Origin of the sequence: Xenorhabdus kozodoii, assembly GCF_002632875.1 — a bacterium.
Lineage (GTDB): Bacteria > Pseudomonadota > Gammaproteobacteria > Enterobacterales > Enterobacteriaceae > Xenorhabdus > Xenorhabdus kozodoii.
Genome location: NZ_NJCX01000016.1, coordinates 57539 through 79106, shown reverse-complemented (window position 1 = coordinate 79106; position 21568 = coordinate 57539). Strand labels below are relative to the sequence as shown.

The 21568-nt window shown below is 44.0% G+C and carries 23 protein-coding genes; 11 read left to right on the top strand and 12 right to left on the bottom strand.

The genetic code is table 11. From position 1 onward, the window contains the following. Window positions 1-12: 12 nt before the first annotated feature. The 5 genes from Xkoz_RS12160 to pspA all read right to left on the bottom strand — a co-directional run bounded on the left by Xkoz_RS12160 (window position 13) and on the right by pspA (window position 3887). A complete protein-coding gene (locus Xkoz_RS12160) occupies window positions 13-1080 on the bottom strand; it encodes a YcjF family protein (RefSeq protein ID WP_099142414.1) in 1068 nt (355 codons plus the stop codon). Continuing rightward, window positions 1077-2474 (bottom strand): YcjX family GTP-binding protein, encoded by a 1398-nt coding sequence (locus tag Xkoz_RS12155; protein WP_099142413.1) that lies wholly within the window; start codon window positions 2472-2474, stop codon window positions 1077-1079. Before Xkoz_RS12155 ends, Xkoz_RS12160 begins: the two co-directional genes overlap by 4 nt. 119 nt (window positions 2475-2593) lie before the next feature. Continuing rightward, entirely contained in the window at window positions 2594-2956 is a 363-nt protein-coding gene (pspC, locus tag Xkoz_RS12150) for an envelope stress response membrane protein PspC (protein WP_099142412.1), read from the bottom strand. Next, on the bottom strand, window positions 2956-3183 hold the full coding sequence (pspB, locus tag Xkoz_RS12145; protein WP_099142411.1) for an envelope stress response membrane protein PspB: 228 nt from the start codon (window positions 3181-3183) through the stop codon (window positions 2956-2958). The genes pspC and pspB overlap by 1 nt, the downstream gene beginning before the upstream one ends. Before the next feature lie 32 nt (window positions 3184-3215). Then, entirely contained in the window at window positions 3216-3887 is a 672-nt protein-coding gene (gene pspA / locus Xkoz_RS12140) for a phage shock protein PspA (protein ID WP_099142410.1), read from the bottom strand. A 218-nt stretch (window positions 3888-4105) separates the two neighbouring features. Here pspA and pspF point away from each other — a divergent pair, with 218 nt between their 5' ends. The 7 genes from pspF (at window position 4106) to fabI (ending at window position 11734) form a co-directional block, all read left to right on the top strand. Continuing rightward, the gene (gene pspF / locus Xkoz_RS12135; protein WP_099142409.1) at window positions 4106-5113 is read left to right on the top strand and encodes a phage shock protein operon transcriptional activator; all 1008 of its coding nucleotides are present in this window, start codon (window positions 4106-4108) and stop codon (window positions 5111-5113) included. Between the two features lie 267 nt (window positions 5114-5380). Further along, on the top strand, window positions 5381-7108 hold the full coding sequence (gene sapA / locus Xkoz_RS12130) for an ABC transporter substrate-binding protein SapA (protein ID WP_099142408.1): 1728 nt from the start codon (window positions 5381-5383) through the stop codon (window positions 7106-7108). After that, window positions 7105-8070: a putrescine export ABC transporter permease SapB gene (sapB, locus tag Xkoz_RS12125; protein ID WP_099142407.1), complete on the top strand. Its 966-nt coding sequence runs from the start codon at window positions 7105-7107 to the stop codon at window positions 8068-8070. Before sapA ends, sapB begins: the two co-directional genes overlap by 4 nt. Further along, window positions 8057-8944, top strand: a complete 888-nt coding sequence (gene sapC, locus Xkoz_RS12120; RefSeq protein WP_099142406.1) for a putrescine export ABC transporter permease SapC — start codon at window positions 8057-8059, stop codon at window positions 8942-8944. Before sapB ends, sapC begins: the two co-directional genes overlap by 14 nt. Continuing rightward, window positions 8944-9936: a putrescine export ABC transporter ATP-binding protein SapD gene (sapD, locus tag Xkoz_RS12115; RefSeq protein ID WP_099142405.1), complete on the top strand. Its 993-nt coding sequence runs from the start codon at window positions 8944-8946 to the stop codon at window positions 9934-9936. The genes sapC and sapD overlap by 1 nt, the downstream gene beginning before the upstream one ends. Then, window positions 9937-10746, top strand: coding sequence for a putrescine export ABC transporter ATP-binding protein SapF (gene sapF / locus Xkoz_RS12110; protein WP_099142404.1), 810 nt, complete (start codon window positions 9937-9939; stop codon window positions 10744-10746). Window positions 10747-10945: 199 nt separating this feature from the next. After that, window positions 10946-11734, top strand: a complete 789-nt coding sequence (fabI, locus tag Xkoz_RS12105; protein WP_099142403.1) for an enoyl-ACP reductase FabI — start codon at window positions 10946-10948, stop codon at window positions 11732-11734. A gap of 152 nt (window positions 11735-11886) precedes the next feature. On the opposite strand, the gene pdxY is transcribed toward fabI, so the two are convergent. The 4 genes from pdxY to anmK form a co-directional block, all read right to left on the bottom strand. Then, window positions 11887-12765: a pyridoxal kinase PdxY gene (gene pdxY, locus Xkoz_RS12100; protein ID WP_099142402.1), complete on the bottom strand. Its 879-nt coding sequence runs from the start codon at window positions 12763-12765 to the stop codon at window positions 11887-11889. Between the two features lie 109 nt (window positions 12766-12874). Beyond that, window positions 12875-14146 carry a tyrosine--tRNA ligase gene (tyrS, locus tag Xkoz_RS12095; protein ID WP_099142401.1) on the bottom strand — a complete coding sequence of 424 codons (1272 nt, stop codon included), beginning with the start codon at window positions 14144-14146 and terminating at the stop codon, window positions 12875-12877. A gap of 277 nt (window positions 14147-14423) precedes the next feature. After that, window positions 14424-15077 (bottom strand): pyridoxamine 5'-phosphate oxidase, encoded by a 654-nt coding sequence (gene pdxH, locus Xkoz_RS12090; protein WP_099142400.1) that lies wholly within the window; start codon window positions 15075-15077, stop codon window positions 14424-14426. A 103-nt stretch (window positions 15078-15180) separates the two neighbouring features. After that, window positions 15181-16290: an anhydro-N-acetylmuramic acid kinase gene (gene anmK, locus Xkoz_RS12085; protein WP_099142399.1), complete on the bottom strand. Its 1110-nt coding sequence runs from the start codon at window positions 16288-16290 to the stop codon at window positions 15181-15183. Between the two features lie 354 nt (window positions 16291-16644). On the opposite strand from anmK, the gene Xkoz_RS12080 reads away from it, so the two are divergent. Beyond that, window positions 16645-17118: an outer membrane lipoprotein gene (locus Xkoz_RS12080; protein ID WP_099142398.1), complete on the top strand. Its 474-nt coding sequence runs from the start codon at window positions 16645-16647 to the stop codon at window positions 17116-17118. Between the two features lie 79 nt (window positions 17119-17197). Here Xkoz_RS12080 and slyA read toward each other — a convergent pair whose 3' ends face one another. Together slyA and Xkoz_RS12070 are read right to left on the bottom strand one after the other, a co-directional pair. Next, window positions 17198-17635, bottom strand: coding sequence for a transcriptional regulator SlyA (gene slyA, locus Xkoz_RS12075; RefSeq protein ID WP_099142397.1), 438 nt, complete (start codon window positions 17633-17635; stop codon window positions 17198-17200). 678 nt (window positions 17636-18313) lie between these two features. Next, window positions 18314-18553 carry a DUF1289 domain-containing protein gene (locus Xkoz_RS12070; RefSeq protein ID WP_099142396.1) on the bottom strand — a complete coding sequence of 80 codons (240 nt, stop codon included), beginning with the start codon at window positions 18551-18553 and terminating at the stop codon, window positions 18314-18316. A 244-nt stretch (window positions 18554-18797) separates the two neighbouring features. Between Xkoz_RS12070 and gloA the strand changes: the two genes are divergently transcribed. Both gloA and rnt read left to right on the top strand, forming a co-directional pair. Next, a complete protein-coding gene (gene gloA / locus Xkoz_RS12065) occupies window positions 18798-19205 on the top strand; it encodes a lactoylglutathione lyase (RefSeq protein WP_099142395.1) in 408 nt (135 codons plus the stop codon). A 178-nt stretch (window positions 19206-19383) separates the two neighbouring features. Continuing rightward, window positions 19384-20043 (top strand): ribonuclease T, encoded by a 660-nt coding sequence (gene rnt, locus Xkoz_RS12060; RefSeq protein ID WP_099142394.1) that lies wholly within the window; start codon window positions 19384-19386, stop codon window positions 20041-20043. A 102-nt stretch (window positions 20044-20145) separates the two neighbouring features. On the opposite strand, the gene Xkoz_RS12055 is transcribed toward rnt, so the two are convergent. After that, window positions 20146-20526: a Grx4 family monothiol glutaredoxin gene (locus Xkoz_RS12055; RefSeq protein WP_099142393.1), complete on the bottom strand. Its 381-nt coding sequence runs from the start codon at window positions 20524-20526 to the stop codon at window positions 20146-20148. 361 nt (window positions 20527-20887) lie between these two features. Between Xkoz_RS12055 and sodB the strand changes: the two genes are divergently transcribed. Then, window positions 20888-21466: a superoxide dismutase [Fe] gene (sodB, locus tag Xkoz_RS12050; protein ID WP_099142392.1), complete on the top strand. Its 579-nt coding sequence runs from the start codon at window positions 20888-20890 to the stop codon at window positions 21464-21466. Window positions 21467-21568: the final 102 nt, after the last annotated feature.

The following is a 21568-nucleotide window of genomic DNA, read 5'->3' as shown; positions in this document are numbered from 1 at the left end:
TGAATTAACTGGCTACTTTTTGTTATCTGCACCTTGGTTTTTCACTGGTAACGCGCTTTTAAGCTGGGTAAGCAACTGGTGGCGAAAATCCCCTAACTTCGGTTTATCTCCATCAATCCACGGTAAAGGCCGGCACAGCTCCATTGCCTTAATGCCCAAACGGGCTGTCAGTAACCCGGCACCGATCCCTTGTGCGGCGCGGGCAGAAAGACGAGCCGCAATGTCCTGTGACAACCAATCTATACCCACTTCTCTGACTAATTCTGATGCACCTGCAAAAGCAATATTCAGCAATACTAACCGAAATAAGCGAATACGGCTGAAATAACCTAACTCAATGCCATAAAGCGCGGCAATGCGATTAATGAGCCGAATGTTTCTCCACGCAATAAAGGCCATATCTACGATAGCCAATGGGCTGACAGCGATCATCAAGGCCGATTCCGCCGCAGAGCGGCTGATCGCTTGTTTGGCCTGCGCATCCACGACCGGCTGAACCAATTTGCTGTATAACATGACAATTTCACGATCGTTTTGGGTTTCGTGCACCGCGGCCTGCCAACGCTGCAATGCCGGATGTTGTTGCCCAATTCCGGCTTGTTCCGCCAATTTTTCACAAAATTGCCTGCCCTTGCCAATGCCGTGGCTTTGCAATAGCGTTTTCGCCGTATCCCGCTCTTCTGTACGCTGGCGCAAATGGGAAAGGCGCCGCCATTCCCTTATCACGCTGCCTATCCCTGCAAACACAATCATGCCACCCGCCGCCGCGATCCCCAGCGCAATCCAATCATGCTGCTGCCATGCCTGGTATATCCACTGGGTACATTGTGCGACAACACTAATCCCCAACAACAATACCGCACTGGAAAATATTTTTCGCCAAAAACTGCGTTTCGGTTTTAGTGCAGCATTCATTGCACCTTCAAATTCCCCTTCCCTCTCTTCCGCTTCCCGCTCTGACATCACCGGATAAAATTCTTTTTCTTGTCCAGTGAATGCTTTTGTTGCCCTGAGTGGTGGCTCGGACGAGGTTTGTACCAGATCGTCAAAATCCATTCGCGGTTTCAGAGGTTCGGTCATGTTAATTTGTCTCCCAATAGAAATTCCATCACGCTATCCATGCGAATATGCGGTAATGCTGTATCAGTATTGGCTTGCCTTGGCCGGAATGACTCGAAATTGAACCCCTGTTTTTGCCAAAATTCACTGTTTGGCAAACGTTGTGGTACTTCTCCCGGAAAAAACGTCAATAATTTATCGTCTGACAAGCGATTGCCTTTAATCGCCGGGATTTTTTCACCCTTATGCATGACGATGCCGTTTTCTGTTGCCTGAACAGCGGCAAGCCCCACGCAATCCATGCTAATCCCTTCAAACGCCGCATTTTGCCACGCTTCCTGAACCAATTGCTGTAACAGGGAAACCAGGTTGGCATGCTGGTCTGCTGTAATATGATCCGCTTTGCTGGCAGCAAACATCAATTTATCAATGCAAGGAGAGAATAAACGACGAAACAGGGTTCGCTTGCCATAATGAAAACTCTGCATCAGTTGCGCCAATGCAAGTCGCATATCATTGAAGGCTTGTGGGCCACTATTTAAGGGTTGCAAGCAATCCACCAGCACAATTTGTCGATCAAAACGCAGGAAATGCTCTTTATAGAACGCCTTAACAATATGCTCACAATAATAGGCAAAACGCTCACGCAACATGCCGATGTTTGTATGTTTGTCCGCCTTTGCCAGTTTTGGCTCTCCGATCCTGTCAATATCCGGCCACGGGAAAAATTGCAGCGCAGGCGCTCCCGCCAAATCACCAGGCAAAATAAAACGACCCGGTTGGATAAAGTGCAAACCCTGCTGTTTACATTGATGCAGGTAATCCGTATAAGCCTGGGCGATCCTGCCCAATAAATTTTCATCCGCGGGTGCCAATGGATCACATTGTTGGCATAACGCTAACCACGGTTTAGCCCAATTCGCCCTTTCCCCTTTCAGCAATCCGTGCATATGCCGTGACCACGCCAGATAATTTTGTTCCAGCATGGGTAAATCCAGTAACCATTCCCCCGGATAATCGACAATTTCCAAATACAGGGTGGTCGTTTCCTTGAGATAACGAAACAGGGCATTTTCACAACGGTAACGCAATGCTAAACGTATTTCACTCACGCCGCGCGTTGGTGTCGGCCAGTTAGGAGGAGTGTCATGTAATTCTGCGATGTTTTCATCATAGGCAAAACGCGGCACCCCGAAATCTCGCTGGGGCACTCGCTTTACACCCAGCAAACGCCCATCGCGCACGGCAGAAAACAGCGGCAATCTGGCTCCACTGTGAACATGCAGAAGTTGGTTTACCAAAGAAGTGATAAAGGCGGTTTTTCCACTGCGGCTTAACCCTGTTACCGCCAGCCGCAAATGGCGGTCCATTCCACGATTAACAAGCGCTGTCAGTTCATTTTGCAACCGTTTCATGTTTCTCCTAAATGGGAATAGCGTGGATCAGTTTCATCCGGTCAGTAACACCCGCAAAATTTGATATTATTTTCATTGTTACTGACCAGATCTTATGCCCTTGCTGTCTGGTTACACGCTTAAAGCTGGCGGAAACGGCTACGCACATTGTAAGTCTCAGAAGTCACATAGCGTTCCATTTGACGCAACCGTGCTTCGCTTGCCCTCAATTGGTCATCTATGTCGTCCAACATCTTATGTGCTGATGGTCCCCTATTTTTTTCCTCTGCCGAATATCCCACAGGGGCAGGCTCCATGACAAAGGTCAGGATAATATAGGCCAATACCGTTATGCCAAATAACCCAAAGAACAGCGATAATACCGTGATGGTACGAATAAGCGGAGCGGGTACGTCAAAATAGTCTGCCAGCCCAGCACAAACTCCTTTGACCATCCCCTGCTCTGGCAGACGGTAAAGTTTCCGGCGGTATTGATTTGACATTATGACTGTCTCCAATTTGGATGCTCTGCATCAAGGATATCTTCTAACGTTTTGATCCGTTCTTGCATACGCCTGGCGTTCTCTGTCAACTGTTCCAGACGCTGAATTTCATTGCCCCCTAACTGATCCCGATTGCCGTTCCGGTGACTGTAATGCAGCCACAACCAGATAGGTAAGACAAAAAGCACAAAAATGATCAGCGGAACCCCAAGAAATATATAGCCCATTATCTTTCCTTAGTGATGTATGACAGATGTCATCATTGTGGATCTTTAATATTCATTTTAGCTTTCAAGGCCTCAAGTTGGGCACTGATTTCATCATCGGCTTTCAATTCTACAAATTGCTGTTCGAGTGTTTTCTGTTTACCCAATCCAAAAGCCTCTGCTTCTGCTTCCATGTGGTCTATCCGGCGTTCAAACTGTTCGAAACGCGCCATGGCCTCATCGATTTTACCACTATCCAACTGACGACGGACTTGGCGGGAAGAGGCCGCGGCCTGATGACGCAATGCCAATGATTGTTGTCGCGCACGCGCTTCTGTCAATTTATTTTCCAGTTCAATCACTTCGCCTTTGACGCGTTCCAGCGTTTCATCCAGAATAGACAATTCGTGTGATAACGTTTCAACTAAGCTACTGACTTTCTGTTTTTCAATCAATGCTGCACGCGCTAAATCTTCTTTGCCCTTGCTAAGCGCTAATTCCGCTTTTTCTTGCCAGCCATCGACTTGGTTTTCACCGATGCCAATGCGACGCGAAAGCTGTTTTTTCTCTGCCAATGTGCGAGCGGAAGTCGAACGAATTTCCACCAGCGTGTCTTCCATTTCCTGGATCATTAAGCGAACCATTTTCTGTGGATCTTCAGCCTTATCCAGCAAAGAAGAGATATTGGCGTTCACGATATCAGCAAAACGAGAAAAAATACCCATAGTTATAAACCTCTTTCATTAAAATATATGTATGTTATGCCTGTGTATTGTTAAATCTGGATACAAGATACACGGTAAGGCACTTAACTAAATACAAGATACATGCCAACTTTCTTGTTTTACTTATCTAATTGAAATAGCTTAAATAATTTTTTCTTTGCTTTTTCATTGCAATTGGCTAATGTGGTCAAATTGACCAACTTTTGGCGAAAAATACCATGTCTCAGTTTATTGATAACCTATTAGGTGAAGCAAACTGTTTTATTGAAGTTTTGGAGCAAGTTTCCACGCTGGCAAAATTGAATAAACCGGTTTTAGTTCTGGGAGAACGAGGAACCGGCAAGGAGTTAATTGCCCGCCGACTCCATTATCTTTCTCCGCGCTGGCAAGGCCCGTTTGTTTCCCTGAATTGTGCTGCACTCAATGAAAATCTGCTTGATTCAGAACTGTTTGGCCATGAAGCCGGTGCATTCACGGGCGCCCGTTCAAAACACCAAGGACGCTTTGAACGGGCTGATGGTGGAACCTTGTTTCTTGATGAACTGGCCACTGCGCCCATGCAAGTACAGGAAAAATTACTGCGTGTGATTGAATATGGTCATCTGGAGCGTGTAGGCGGCACTCAGTCATTACAAGTCGATGTACGTTTGATCTGCGCCACTAACGAAGATTTGCCGGCTATGGCCGCGCGCGGGAAATTCAGGGCTGATTTGCTCGACAGGCTCGCGTTCGATGTGGTTCACATTCCCCCACTACGTCAACGACAACAGGATATTATGCTACTGGCACAGAATTTTGCGATTCAGATGTGTCGTGAGTTGGATTTGCCCTTTTTCCCCGGATTTACTGAGAAAGCCAGACGCCAGTTACTTTCTTATCACTGGCCCGGCAATGTACGCGAATTAAAGAATGTCATCGAACGCTCCATTTACCGGCATGGTAATAGTGAAAATGAATTAAATACGATCACCATCAACCCTTTTCCACCATCCCAGCCATCTGCCCCACCATCCATTGAGTGTGACATGAGTCACTCTTCCCTTCCCCAATTACCTCTCGATTTAAGGCAGTGGCAAAACGACAGCGAAAAGCGTTTAATCATACAGGCTCTAACAGAAAGTCAATTTAACCAGAGAAAGGCCGCGGACAAACTTAACTTGACTTACCACCAGCTCCGCGGGTTAATCAAAAAACATCGTATCAATGTGACTGACAAGATAGAGTAGATAGACAAAAAAATAGCCGGCACCCGAGCCGGCTAATAAAAAATACTGGAAGCAATGTGAGCAATGTCGTGCCTTTTATGAGATACCTACTTGATACTACAAGGGTGTCTCCCTGAAAGCACATGCGAATGATAATACTTATCAATTTCACTTGTAAAGTGTTTTATTACGCATTTTTCTCACCATCGTGATCTGGCCGTTGTTTTTGAGCAAAAAGCGTTAATTAAGTTACAATAGCCAAACTCCTTTTTATGAATGACATTTTATATGCGTTATTTGATTTACTGGATTATATTATTGACTTCTGCCCCGACTCTGGCGGCCAAGGACGCTACGCCAGAAACGGTTGCGGTTTCCATTCCAGAACCGGCCAAATCGAGCCAGAACAACACGTCGGAAAGCCTGTCCCATATTTCAACAAGCTTACGGCACAACGGCTTTATTTATTGCGTTAATGGCAATTTGAATACCTTTAATCCCCAAATGGCTATCAGCGGCCTGACCGTGGATACGCTTGCTGCGCAGATTTATAATCGCCTGTTGGGTGTTGATCCCTTTACCTATCGTTTGGTTCCTGAACTGGCTACAAACTGGGAAGTTCGGGATAACGGGGCAACTTATCGCTTTTACCTGCGCCATAATGTTGCTTTCCAAACAACTGAGTGGTTTACACCAACCCGCACGATGGACGCGGATGATGTTGTTTTCAGCTTCCGCCGTGTTTTTGACAAAACACATTATTATCATGATGTTAACGGCGGCTCTTATCCCTATTTTGATAGTTTGCAATTCGGTGATTCAGTCAAGGATATTCGGAAAATCAACCAATATACTGTCGAATTTCGCCTCAATGCTCCCGATGCTTCTTTTCTCTGGCACCTGGCAACCCACTATGCACCTGTATTGTCTGAGGAATATGCGGAAAAATTGCAGAAAATAAACCGACAAGGGCAAATAGATTGGAAGCCTGTCGGAACAGGTCCCTTCATGCTGGAAGATTATCAAATGGACCAATTTATCCGCCTTGTGCGCCATGATAACTATTGGAAAGGTAAACCGCGCATGGAACAGGTCGTTATCGATACTGGCGCTGGCGGCACAGGCAGGATCTCAAAACTGCTCACAGGTGAATGTGATGTACTGGCTTATCCCGATGCAAATCAATGGAACATTTTGCATGATGATCCCAATCTGCGGCAGACATTACGTTCAGGCATGAATATCGCCTATCTGGCTTTTAATACCAGTAAACCGCCGCTGGATCAGCTAGCCGTCCGTCAAGCCATCGCTTACGCCATCAATAACCAACGCCTGATGAAATCCATTTACTATGGCACGGCAGAGACGGCGGCATCTATTTTGCCTCGTGCATCATGGGCGTATGATAATCGTGCTGAAGTCACCGAATACAATCCTGAAAAATCCCGGAAGATGTTAAACAAGCTGGGATTAAGTGGACTGGAATTAACCTTATGGGTTCCAACCGCTTCACAATCCTATAATCCAAGCCCGCTGAAAATGGCGGAGCTCATTCAGGCAGATTTGGCACAAGTGGGTATCAAGATGTCTATTCGTCCCGTCGAAGGCCGTTTTCAGGAAAGCCAGCTCATGGATAAAACCCACGATATGACGCTGGCAGGCTGGTCTACTGATAGCAACGATCCCGATAGTTTTTTCCGCCCATTATTGAGTTGTGCCGCCATTGCATCCCAAACGAATCTAAGCCGTTGGTGTCATTCAGCGTTTGATGAAGCACTGCATCAGGCCTTATTAAATCAACAACTTGCTTCACGCATTAAAAATTATCATGTCGTACAAGAAATTCTTGCGCAACAATTACCTGTATTGCCACTGGCCTATTCAATGCGTTTGCAAATCTCCCGTTATAACATTAAGGGATTGGTGCTGAGTCCGTTTGGCAATAGCGCCTTTGACACGGTTTACCGCGAACAGGACGCCCGCGTTCCTGGGGAAAATAAAAAAGGAAGCAAATGATTATTTATATCTTGCGTCGTTTACTGCTTCTGGTTGTGACGTTGTTTTTTCTTTCATTAATCAGTTTCAGCCTGATGTATTTCACCCCTCAGGGGGCATTGAGTGGCGCATCACTGTCAGACGCCTATGTTTACTACTTCCGTAGCCTGCTCCAGTGGGATTTTGGTATTTCCAGAATTAATGGGGAACGGATTATTGACCAACTGTATGCCGTTCTCCCTGCCACGATGGAACTTTGTCTCCTTTCTTTCTCTATGGCATTGTTAATCGGTATCCCTCTTGGGATTATTGCGGGTGTCTGGCGCAACAAAAAAGCGGATATCATTATCAGCACCTTTGCCTTGTGTGGTTTTTCCATTCCCGTTTTCTGGCTGGCTTTACTGCTGATCCTGTTTTTTTCACTTTATTTGGGTTGGCTGCCTGTTTCAGGACGGTTTGATTTACTCTATCGGATGGAGCCTGTCACCGGCTCTGCGTTGATTGATGCCTGGCTGTCAAAGGCTCCCTATCGCAATGAAATAATCATGAGCGTTATTCTGCATATGATTTTGCCCGTTATCACGTTGGCCGTCGCCCCGACTACCGAAGTTATCCGTCTGATGCGCAATAGTACAGAAGAAGTCTCAGGTGCAAATTACATCAAATCAGCAGCAACACGGGGTTTATCACGGCTAACGATCATCCGTCGCCACTTATTGCATAATGCCTTGCCTCCCATCATTCCTAAGTTGGGGTTACAATTTTCAACCATGCTCACATTGGCGATGGTGACAGAGCAAGTCTTTAACTGGCCAGGTTTAGGGCGTTGGCTCATTAGTGCCATCCGCCAGCAGGATTATTCCGCCATTTCGGCGGGCGTCATGGTGATAGGCACGCTGGTTATTTCAGTGAATATTCTGACAGATATTATTGGGGCAATGGCTAACCCCCTGAAGCATAAGGAATGGTATGCCCTTAGATAATTTTTACCAAGAAAAGAAAATGCCCTCGCCATTGAGGGTTATCTGGCGATTTTTCTCTGCTGATATCTTGGCAATGACGGGTTTTTATGGGGTATTAATTTTAATTGCACTCAGCCTGTTAGGCGATCATCTCTCCCCATATCGGCTTGATCAACAATTTACGGCCCAGTTGATGCCACCTTCCTGGTCGCATTACGGCAATGTCGCTTTTTTCCTTGGAACTGACGATCTCGGCCGTGATATTTTCAGCCGTCTATTGATTGGCACGTCTTCCACCTTTGGCAGCGCATTGGTTGCCACTGCGGTAGCGGCCATTGTAGGGTTAATCATCGGTAGCCTTGCCGGCATGACGCATGGCTTGAGATCGGCGGTTTTGAACCATATTCTTGATACCTTGCTCTCTATTCCTTCATTGCTACTGGCTATCATTGTGGTTGCTTTTGTTGGCGCCAGCCTGCAACACGCCATGATCGCCGTTGCACTGGTATTGCTACCAAGAATAGTACGTACCGTTTATAGCGCTGTACATGATGAACTGGATAAAGAATACATTATCGCCGCGCGTTTAGATGGTGCGTCAAGCTACCATATTTTACGTTATGCCGTTTTCCCCAATATCACTGCGGTGATAGTCAGTGAACTAACCCGCGCACTCTCTATCGCTATTCTTGATATTGCCGCGCTGGGATTTCTCAATCTTGGTGCACAACTGGCGTCTCCTGAATGGGGAGCCATGTTAGGCGATTCATTAGAGTTGATCTATGCTGCACCGTGGACTGTTATGTTACCTGGAGCCGCAATTATGCTCAGCGTCTTGCTGGTTAACTTATTGGGTGACGGCCTGCACCGCGCTATTAACGCAGGAGTCGAATAATGCCATTACTTGATATTCGAAACCTCACCATTGAATTTATGACGGCAGAAGGCCCTGTCAAAGCCGTTGATCGCATGAGTATTTCACTGACTGAGGGTGAAATATTGGGTTTAGCCGGCGAATCAGGTTCAGGTAAAAGTTTGATTGCCAAAGCGATTTGTGGCGTGACAAAAGATAACCTCAACGTCACCGCAGATCGTTTCCGCTTTAACGATATTGATTTATTGCGCCTGACGCCACGGCAACGTCGTAAGGTGATTGGCCACAATATTTCAATGATTTTTCAGGAGCCACAGTCATGTCTCGATCCATCCGAAAATATTGGCAAACAGATTATTCAATCTATTCCTGGGTGGACGTATAAGGGTCGTTGGTGGCAAAGATTTCATTGGCGAAAACGTCGTGCCATTGAGCTGCTGCACCGTGTTGGCATTAAAGATCATGATGACATCATGCACAGTTACCCTTATGAATTGACAGAAGGTGAATGTCAAAAAGTGATGATCGCCATTGCGCTTGCCAACCAGCCACGATTGTTGATTGCCGATGAACCCACCAATGCGATGGAGCCAACGACACAAGCACAAATATTCCGTTTGCTATCAAGCCTCAATCAGAATAACAACATGACTATCCTGTTAATTAGCCATGACCTGCAAATGATGAGTAAGCTGGTCAAACGTATCAATGTGCTGTATTGCGGTCAGACAGTGGAAAGTGCGACACCGGACGAATTACTGGTGAAGCCTTATCATCCCTATACTCAGGCACTGATCCGTTCAATTCCTGATTTTGGCAGTCCGCTACCACATAAAGGTCGGTTAAATACGCTATCTGGCGCGATCCCCTCACTGGAACATCTACCGGTAGGTTGCCGTTTGGGGCCACGTTGTCCTTATGCACAAAAAACCTGTATTGCAACCCCACGGTTACGGGTGATTAAGAACCATGCATTCGCCTGTCATTTCCCTTTGAATATAGAGGAATCGTAATTGGTTGAGACATTACTGGAAGTTAAAAACCTGACTAAAACATTTCGCTATCGAACTGGGCTATTCCGCCATCATCAGCTTGACGCTGTAAAACCGGTGAGTTTTACTTTGCAACCGAAAAAAACACTCGCCATTCTTGGTGCAAATGGTTCCGGTAAATCCACATTAGCGAGAATGTTATCAGGGGTGATTGAACCGACATCAGGTGAGATTCTGATTAACAGCCATAAGCTGTCTTACGGGGATTACAGCTATCGCAGCCAGCGCATTCGCATGATTTTCCAAGATCCCAGTACATCCCTGAATCCCCGTCAGCGCATTGGCCAGATCCTGGATATGCCGTTAATCTTGAATACGGAGTTATCCCCCCCTGAACGGGAAAAACGTATCAACCAAACATTGCGGCAAGTGGGTTTATTGCCAGATCATGCCAATTATTATCCACATATGCTTGCATCAGGACAAAAGCAGCGTGTGGCGTTAGCACGGGCTTTAATATTGCAACCACAAATCATTGTGGCAGACGAGGCACTGGCTTCTCTTGATATGTCGATGCGTTCCCAAATCATCAACTTGATGCTGGAATTACAGGAAAAACACGGTATTTCGTATATCTATGTCACCCAGCATCTCGGTATGATGAAACATATCAGTGATCAAGTACTGGTCATGCATCAAGGGGAAGTTGTCGAGCGTGGCAATACGGCGGAGGTTCTGGCTTCTCCGCTGCATGATATTACACGCAAATTAATCGCCAGCCACTTTGGTGAAGCCCTGTCTGCGGAAGCATGGCGACAGGACATTAACTAATGTGTTGGGGTTGGATGTATTTTGAGCACTGATCGGAACAGAATGGGAAACTCACCACAATGTCCCTCTGGCGTGGTAGAATCATCCCCGTTTATTCACCCTAAATGCCGTAGTCATGGTGAGAGGTTTATTCCCCATGGCTTTTGGTGTTTGATCACAAAGAACAATTTTGATCACAAAGAACAATAAGGATACTGCTATGGGTTTCATGACCGGCAAGCGCATTCTCATTACTGGCGTCGCCAGCAAACTGTCTATCGCTTATGGAATTGCCAAGGCAATGCACGATCAAGGAGCAGAGCTGGCTTTTACCTACCAAAATGACAAGTTGAAACCTCGTGTCGAAGAATTCGCTGCATCACTGAATTCAGATATCGTCCTGCCATGTGATGTGGCTGAAGACGAAAGTATCGACGCATTGTTCGTTGAATTAGGCAAAGTATGGCCTAAATTCGATGGTTTTGTTCACTCTATCGGTTATGCGCCGGCTGACCAACTTGATGGTGATTACGTTAATGCTGTCAGCCGCGAAGGTTTCAAAATTGCACATGACATCAGCGCATACAGCTTTGTCGCAATGGCGAAAGTCTGCCGTAATATGCTAAATCCTGGTTCCGCCCTGCTCACCTTAAGCTATCTGGGTGCCGAGCGTGCAATTCCTAACTATAACGTAATGGGTTTGGCGAAAGCCTCTCTGGAAGCCAACGTGCGTTATATGGCAAATGCAATGGGTGTGGAAGGCATTCGTGTTAATGGTATCTCTGCTGGCCCAATCCGTACTCTGGCGGCTTCTGGTATCAAAGACTTCCGTAAGATGCTGGCACACTGTGAAGCAGTGACACCTATTCGCCGCACCGTGACAACAGAAGATGTCGGTAATGCTGCTGCCTTCCTGTGCTCAGATCTGTCTGGTGGTATTACTGGCGAGATCTTACATGTTGATGGCGGTTTCAGCATTGCTGCCATGAATGAGTTAGAATTAAAGTAATCGCGCACCAATACGTTAAAAAAAGCCCCTTCCATAAAATTATGGAAGGGGCTTTTTTGTTTAAAGCTAGACCAAGTCACCAAAGCATCCCTTCCGGTAATACACTGTGTCAGTCTGTAGCGGTTAACATACCAGAAAAATAATTTCCAGCGTCAGTCTATTTTTACAGCGTGAAATTGATGTTCTGGCGTGGCTATCTTATCTTGGGCTGCAACAATTTGTAATTCATATTCCTCACGCTTTTGCGTTTCCAGCATCACTTCGTAGACTGCGGCCGCAACATGTTCTAAAGCAGCTTGCAATGTTTCATTTGTCAAGGAGGGGCTTTTTAATAAATTGGCGAGAAACAGGCCGCTAGTTAAGTCACCAACACCAACCGGTTGACGCACCCCTGTATCAATTAATGGGCGACTGACGTGCCAACTATGCTCTTTCGTCACCAAAAGCATTTCAAAACAATCTGCCTGATAACCTGCACGGCTCAAATGTTTAACCAATACAATCTTAGGGCCTTTTTCACATAACTCACGCGCTGCGGAGATTGCCTGTTCTACACTACCAATTTTCCGCATAGCCAATGTTTCAAGCTCCAATAAATTAGGTGCAATAATATCACTAGCAGGTAATGCGTTATTACATAAAAATTCAGCAACCCCAGGCGCAACGATACAACCTTTTTCCGGGTGCCCCATGACAGGGTCACAAAAATACCAGGCTTCAGGGTTAGCTTTTTTAACCTGCTTGACGATATCAAGAATATAATTACCCTGCTCGGCGGAACCAATATAACCACTCAGGATGGCATTACAGGATGCCAGTTTATTAATTTCACCAATTCCCTGCACGATTTCAGACAAATGTTCTGGCGGCATGACACAACCACGCCATTGAGGATATTGGGTATGGTTTGAAAACTGAACTGTATTTAATGCCCATACGTTCACTCCCATACGACGCATTGGAAAAACAGCCGCACTATTTCCTGCATGCCCAAAGACAACATGAGACTGAATTGAAAGAACGTTATTCATGATTTGGCCTAGTTTATTATTTTTTGATTTATGAATAGATAATATTTATAAAAACACCAGATACATTAAGGGCAACATTTTTGTTGCCCTTAATAATAACATTAGTTAATTACTTCCAATTAATAAGGCAATAATGTTTCTTACCACGACGTAATAAGCTATAACGGCCAAACAAATGATCGCTATCCGTAAATACATACATAGGTTCGGACTGTTTTTCACCGTTAATAGAAACTGCATTAGAGCTTATCATGGTTCGAGCCTGTCCACGGGAAGGAACAAATTCAGCCGTGACCAATGCTTGTTGCAGATCTGTGCCTTTTTCAAGTTCAATGGCCGGCATTCCATCTTGCGCCAATTGGGCGAAATCTTCTTCGGTCAAATCAGCAATAGCCCCTGAAAATAAACTTTCGGTGATACGCTTCGCTGCGGCAAGACCTTCTTCGCCATGCACCAGACCAGTGACTTGTTCTGCCAAAACATATTGAGCACGTGGGGCTTTACCGCTGTTCTTATCTTCTTCTTCCAATGCATCAATTTCTTCAAGGCTCATGAAAGTAAAGAATTTCAGGAAACGATAAACATCTGCATCGGCTGTGTTAATCCAGAACTGGTAAAATTTGTACGGGCTGGTTTTCTTCGGATCCAACCAAACTGCCCCACCTTCGGTCTTACCAAATTTAGTTCCATCTGACTTGGTGATCAGCGGTACAGTCATGCCAAACACTTGTTGCTGATTTAAGCGACGTGTCAAATCAATACCTGAAGTAATGTTGCCCCATTGGTCGGAACCGCCAATCTGCAATTCGACACCCTGTTTTCTGTTCAGGTTTGTAAAATCATAAGACTGCAATAAGTTATAAGAAAACTCAGTGTATGAAATACCAACATCATCGCGGTTAAGGCGCTGTTTTACCGCTTCTTTGTTGATCATCTGATTGACAGAGAAATGTTTACCAATATCACGCAGGAAAGTCAGCACATCCATTTGACCAAACCACTCGTAGTTATTGGCTAACTCTGCACCATTTTCCCCCTCAAAGCTAAGGAACGGTGAAACCTGGTTACGAATTTTCTCAACCCACTCATTGACAGTTTCTTCTGTGTTCAATTTGCGCTCAGTTGCTTTAAAACTTGGATCGCCAATCAAACCTGTCGCTCCGCCAACCAACGCAATAGGTTTATGTCCAGCAAGTTGGAATCGTTTTAAACACAGCAAGGGAACCAGATGGCCCAAATGCAAGCTGTCAGCGGTAGGATCGAAGCCACAATAGAGAGAAACCGGACCTTGCGCCAGTCTCTCCGCTAACGCCTCTTCATCCGTTACCTGGGCAACAAGGCCCCGCTCTTGCAGTTGTTTAATCAGGTTATTGCTAGACATTAATGACTCCATCGGTTTGTATATTTTGCTTATATATCTATGCCCTTCTTGCAAGTTGCTGTTTTGTTAGCTGCTTAGCTACGTTGCAACTTGAAGCCTATTGGGTATATAAGCATCTCGTTATAAATCAAGTGCTATAGCATAAAACGCCGGTAATATAAGTGCCAGTATTAAAAACAGTAATTATCCCCTTCACTTTGCAAATCACCGCCTACTGGTAGTAATTTGCAAGTGATTAGATTCTGCTAATTTGAGGCTCTAAGTATTAAGCATTTTGTTAAGGGGCTAAGCGGTCAACATGCCACTTATCACCTTCACGTTGATACAGGAAACGATCATGAAGACGATGGGCACCACCCTGCCAAAATTCAACTGAATCAAATTTAACTTTGAATCCGCCCCAAAAACTGGGGAGAGGAACTTCACCATTCTGGAATTTCTGTTTCAATTCCAAAAACTTCCCTTCCAAAATACTTCTGGCAGAAATTTTTGCGGATTGCTCAGAGGCCCAGGCTGCGATTTGGCTGTCCCTCGGACGGCTATGAAAATATTTCACAACCTCAAGTGGGGACAAACGTTCAGCTTTGCCAAGAAAACTAACCTGACGTTCCAATTGATACCAGGGAAAGTGGAGACTGATCCGATTATTCTGGGCCAGATGTTTCGCCTTACGACTGCCAAGATTGGTGTAGAATACCAGGTTGTCAGCATCAAAATGCTTTAACAGAACGATACGCTGATAAGGTTGCCCGTGTTCATCGACTGTCGCAATACACATTGCCGTTGGATCGCTGAGCTTAGCTTCACAGGCTTGTTTTAACCAACGCTCAAAAAGTTCAATCGGTTCTTCAGTAAGATCTTTTCGCCTTAACCCACCACGTATATATTCGCGGCGCAGCTCTGCGATAGCCGTTTCATTATTTTCTGACATTTCTAATTCTCGATTTTCTAATGAGTATTAGCATACCATTGTTATCTGTTAGCTAATTGTCTTCTAATCATGATCATCTGTTAATTGACCATTATCCCACCAATTATCTGACGACCGGGTAAATTGCCCCTAAAATCGTTTCCCTATCTGCACCAGTCACTGATGGCAAATTACCAGATAATCCAGACATTGTTCTAAATGCCAGCCAGGCAAATGCCAGCGCTTCCATATCGTCACCACTCAGTCCATATTTGTCTGTTGTAGCGACTTCAGTACCTGGCAATAAATCTGATAACCGGCTCATCACGAGTGGATTACGCGCCCCACCGCCACAGACCAGAAGACGATCACACCCATCATTTAACATAACTTGCTGGGCAATGCTCACAGCCGTTAATTCAGCCAATGTTGCTTGAACATCAACTGGGGCAATATCTGGAAAATCCGCCAACTGCTTTTCCAGCCATGCCAGATTAAAATATTCACGCCCTGTACTCTTCGGTGCAGTACGTGCGAAATAGGGATCAGAAAGCATTTTTTGTAACAAAGATCCATCAACAGCACCTTCACTGGCCCACAGGGCATCTTTGTCGTAAGGCAACTGCTTATGCCGCCATGTCCAGGCATCCATCAGCATGTTACCTGGCCCGGTATCATATCCTTTAACGGTAGAATTAGGCAGAAGTGCGGAGATATTGGCTATTCCACCAATGTTTAAAATGATGCGTCTTTCTGTAGGATGCCCCAACACTGCCATATGGAATGCTGGCACCAAAGGGGCACCCTGACCACCATAAGCCATGTCACGCCGTCTGAAATCACCGACTGTTGTAATATTGGTCAATGCGGCTACACGGTTATTGTCACCAATTTGCATGGTAAAAGGTTTTTCACCATCCGGCTCATGCCATACGGTCTGCCCATGACAGCCGATGGCTATAATTTCTTTTGCAGTCAGCCCGGCTTTATTCAGCAACCCTTGAACAGCTTGTGCAAAAAGCGTACCCAGCTCGTAGTCAAATCTCCCGACCATTGATAATGTCGTCTGCTGCCCTTGACAAATGGAAAGTAATTTTTGCTTAAGATCTGACGGAAAAGGGTGGCTATAACTCTCTTGTTGAATCACAGCGTTATCACTAATCTGCGCCAAAATAACATCAACCCCATCCATGCTGGTGCCAGACATCACACCAATATAACGTCCTGACTTCATAAACACTCCCCTATTAACTAATGGATTACATTTAACATGTGGATTACATTCAATCTTGCGTAAACTATAAAACACATCTATTTGGACTATATATCTTTAACGATCATTATCAGTGACAAAATCTGAGTTTTGGAAAGTTCTTCACAAAACATGCTAAGCTTTCGGTCAGGAATTATTCCTTTCGGAGTTCTCCGTAAGCATTTATTATATTATGTAGAGATGCATCATTGGTGGCAGGCAAATTAATGGGTTCTGCCACTAGCAATAGTATCTGCTGCTCACAATAGTAGCTGAACGCTTGGTTATAAGTTTATTATCAGGCTTTCCTATCAGGCATTAAAAATAGGAGTGACTATGTTAAAACGTTTCCTGGTTGGCGCAGTTGTCGTAACCACGTTGTCTGGCTGTGCAGACATGGGAGCACTTTCTGGTGATACTTACTCTGTTGGTCAAGCCAAACAAGCCCAAACTGTAACCTATGGCACCATTTTGTCTGTACGGCCTGTCACGATTAAAGGCAAACAATCTGGCGATCCTAATATGTTAGGTCTCATTGGTGGTGCCGTTTTGGGAGGCCTGCTAGGTAATACGGTTGGTGATGGTTCTGGTCAAAGGCTTGCCACAGCCGCAGGTGCTCTTGCTGGCGGTCTGGCTGGCCAAAAAATCGAAGGTGCTATAGACCAAACGAAAGGTGTTGAGTTGGAAATTCGTATGGATAGCGGAAGAAACATCATCGTAGTACAAAAGTTAGACAGCCTCGTATTCAACAAAGGGCAACGTGTCAGAATTGCAAACAGCGGAGACTCTTTGACTGTATCACCTCTCTAACATGTTCAAATAATACAACACAAAAAAAATCGCGGTTTACCAGTAATGAGATCTGGACCGCGATTTTATAATTTAATTTTTATATTACCTGTTTGTGCAATTGGTTAATATTTTTTTCAATTTTCTTTATTACAGAAGCAAGCAGAATTAACTCATCATGAGTAATTCCCTGCAAAATTTCTTTCCTTGTCGAATCAATAACACTATCTACTTCTTTAATAAATTTTTCCGATTCTGTGGTTAATTTGATTCTTTTTGCACGTCGATCATTGGCGCATGTATGGCGTGTAATCAATCTCTTTTCTTCTAATTGATCAAGCGTTCTCACCAAAGAGGGTTGCTCAATACCAATCGCTTTTGCGAGCTGTATCTGTGACTGCTCTGGTGGCAGTTGACTAATATTGTATAGAGTAACCCAATGTGTCTGAGTTAATTTCAACGGTTTCAAACGATGATCAATTAATGCGCGCCAAATACGGACTAAACGTGCCAGGTCTGATCCCAATGTCAATTCCAATTACCCCTCCTTATAATTAGAGACTCATATAACCTTAATGAATTATCCAATCAGTTTATTCATATGAATAATAGATACGCACTCTATATCATGCTTACATTAGCAGGGTCAGCAATTTCGCTAATTACCTAATTAGTGTTGCGTTGGCGTGTTACTTAGCGTTGACATCTTCGTCGCCCTAAAGAGCGAAATTGTACGGCTCACCGAATAAAATCGCGCATTAATCCACCAACGATATAAACTGTATAACATAATCTTCCAACTAAACTATTGTAAGCTCAAATATCAACAAAAAAAGTACAATCCCCCAAAATATATCCATTTCCATTCGGTTAAAGTTCTATAAGAATAACCGCCATCCAAATACTAATCTATATATTTTTACATTAATATCATTTTTCTCTTACAGAGATTAATAATATCAAAATAAATAATATAAAAAACAATAAGATAACCAAATAGCTCTTTTATTGTTCAATAAATAATTCTTTATTAAGAGGTTTTTACTAAAATATCTGAATTAATCAACATAAGTGATATTTTAAAGTGACTTATGTCAAATAAAAGAAATATAGCATATTTAATATACTCTTTATTGCGGGTGATATTTCTAATTTTTACGACGTTCCTAAACGACACCTCACATAAGTGATAATTTTTATACAATTCAGAATAAAATTAAAATAAATCGGGTTGTTCTGGCATAAAACCTTCTTCAATCGCCTTTTTTCTCAATCCTCTTAGATACCTCTGGTGACATAACCGCAATATTTTTCTTTTTTCACTATCCGATAATTTCATCCAGGTAAATCGCTCTTCCCTACTACGATAACACCCCCGGCAAAAACCACGGGGATCAGATTCACAAATTCCTCGACAAGGGTTTGGAATAGCAAAGAATTCTAATTGTTCAGCCATCTCGACCCCCTATAGACACTTAGACTTACCAATTATTTCCATAGTGAAATTATTTTCTGGTCAGAATAAACCTCAACCATAACATTTGAAAACAAAATGGTAACAATCCAAAACTCAATAAATCGGATATTTGAATTAGTTGATCTATACACGGTATAGTTAATCTGGCATATACAGATATGTGAGCAGAGTTTTGTAATAAAGCTATGTTTCTCAATAAGATTATAAATATCAAGAGGTAATCATGCGTTTACTCCATACTATGATCCGTGTTGGCAACATGCAACGCTCAATTGATTTTTATACTCAGGTAATGGGGATGCGTTTACTTCGCACCAGTGAAAATCCAGAGTATAAATATTCTCTCGCCTTTGTTGGTTATACCGATGAAAGTCAGGGCGCAGTTATTGAACTAACCTATAATTGGGATGTTGAAAACTACGAAATGGGAACCGCTTTTGGGCATATTGCTTTAGGTGTTGATGATGTTGCGGCAACGTGTGATCGCATCAAACTTGCTGGCGGAAAAGTCGTTCGTGAAGCAGGGCCGGTTAAAGGTGGCACAACGGTGATTGCATTCGTTGAAGATCCTGATGGCTATAAGATTGAACTCATCGAAAATTCAGATGCCAGCAGTGCATTAGGCAACTAACTTTGTCAATAGATATCAAGTTATAAATAGAAATTATTGATATCCGTACATAAGGGCATATCGCCCTTTAATTCCTCACTCAATAAGCATTACTTCTGCAAGACACACCAAATTTTGTCATAATATCTACCATTCCAGAGTCAAAAACAGAATCCTGAAGCTAAGAACTGAAAATCAGATGTCTAATCAAAATGATCAAAATATGCTAAGCGGGCGCTTTCGTGGCTACTATCCCGTTGTCATTGATGTCGAAACCGCTGGTTTTAATGCGCGTACAGACGCTTTACTTGAAATTGCTGCAATTACCTTAAAAATGGATGATGAGGGCTGGCTAACACCCGCTGATACATTGCATTTTCATATCGAGCCTTTTGAAGGGGCTAACCTTGATCCTGCCGCTCTTGCTTTCACCGGTATTGATCCTACCAACCCTTTGCGGGGGGCTGTCAGTGAATACACTGCCTTGCATGCCATTTTCAAAATGATCCGTAAGGGCATGAAAGAGGCGAATTGTAACCGTGCAATTATGGTCGCCCATAATGCCAATTTTGATCACAGTTTTGTCATGAGAGCGGCTGAACGTGCGGGTTTAAAACGTAATCCTTTCCATCCGTTCGCGACTTTTGATACCGCGGCACTTAGTGGCTTGGTTCTCGGCCAAACAATTCTAGCCAAAGCCTGCATCACAGCAGAGATCCCGTTTGACAGCAATCAGGCACACAGCGCCCTTTATGATACTGATCGAACTGCGCTGCTTTTTTGTGAACTCGTTAATCGCTGGAAACGGCTAGGTGGCTGGCCATTACCCTCTATTGATACCGCTAATTGCGAGTCTTAAAAAGCAAGCATTATCTTTAATTAACGCCATAAATATTAACCCCATACCGATTAAAAGTATGGGGCTATAAAAAGTCTCCATCATTCAGATGAATGACTGATCTTATTCCTGATCACGGTACTTGTCGGCGGTTTCTTTGATCAGCGTTTGTAGCTCACCACGCTGATACATTTCAACAAGAATGTCACAACCTCCCACCAATTCACCATCAACCCAAAGCTGAGGAAAAGTCGGCCAATTTGCATATTTAGGCAATTGGGCACGGATATCTGGATTTTGCAAAATATCCACATAAGCAAAACGTTCACCACAAGCTGATAAAGCCTGAACTGCCTGTGCAGAAAAGCCACAGCTTGGCAATTTAGGGGAACCTTTCATATACAGCAGGATTGGGTTTTCTCTGAGCTGGCGTTCGATTTTTTCAATGACTGCATCAACCGTTGTATCAGTCACCGTGTTAGTGTTCGTATTAATATTCGTCATTTTTGCTTCCTTAAAAACTGCAAGCGCTATTTATCAGCATAAGATAAAGATTGATTCAGAATACCACTTTCTACGCTAATTTTTCTACCGTGAACTTTATGTAGCAAATTTTTACCATGATCTGCAACAAATGTTCATTCGATATTTTCATGCTAACTGACTGTACCCAACCATGTTACCGTTCAGTTCTGCACCAGTCCGCAGTTTGGCCGCATCTTTTCCCCTGTTATTTAGCAGAAATGTTGTTAAGATAATTATCAAAATAGTAACACGATAATAAGTTTAAATTTGCCCTGCCCATGATGCGTACCTAAGTCATGGTTTGCAGAGCCAAAAACCCGATATTAAAAAGGAGCATGCAATGTCTTTCGAATTACCCGCATTACCTTATGCTAAAGATGCCCTGGAACCACACATTTCCGCAGAAACGCTAGAATACCACCACGGCAAACATCACAACGCTTATGTTGTAAACCTGAATAATCTGATTAAAGATACTGAATTTGCCGGAAAATCTCTGGAAGAGATTATCAACACGTCTGAAGGCGGCATCTTCAATAACGCAGCACAAATCTGGAACCATACTTTCTACTGGCATAGCCTGTCACCCAATGGCGGCGGAGAACCAACCGGAAAAGTAGCAGACGCGATCAACAAGGCGTTCGGTTCTTTTGCTGAGTTCAAACAACAGTTCACTGACGCAGCCCTGAAAAACTTTGGTTCTGGTTGGACTTGGTTAGTCAAGAAAGCTGACGGCACTTTGGCTATTGCTAACACTTCTAATGCAGCCACCCCATTGACCGGGGAAGATAAGCCAGTTCTGACTGTTGATGTTTGGGAGCACGCATATTACATCGATTACCGTAATGCACGTCCTCAATACCTGGAACATTTCTGGGCTTTGGTCAACTGGAAATTTGTTGAAGAAAACCTGGCTTAAATAAGATTGATCCTTATATCCGCTTGAAATAATAAGGGCGGGTTTTCCGGCATTCGCGACATTGTACATGCTGGGAAACCCGCCCTTAAAGCAATCGGTGCG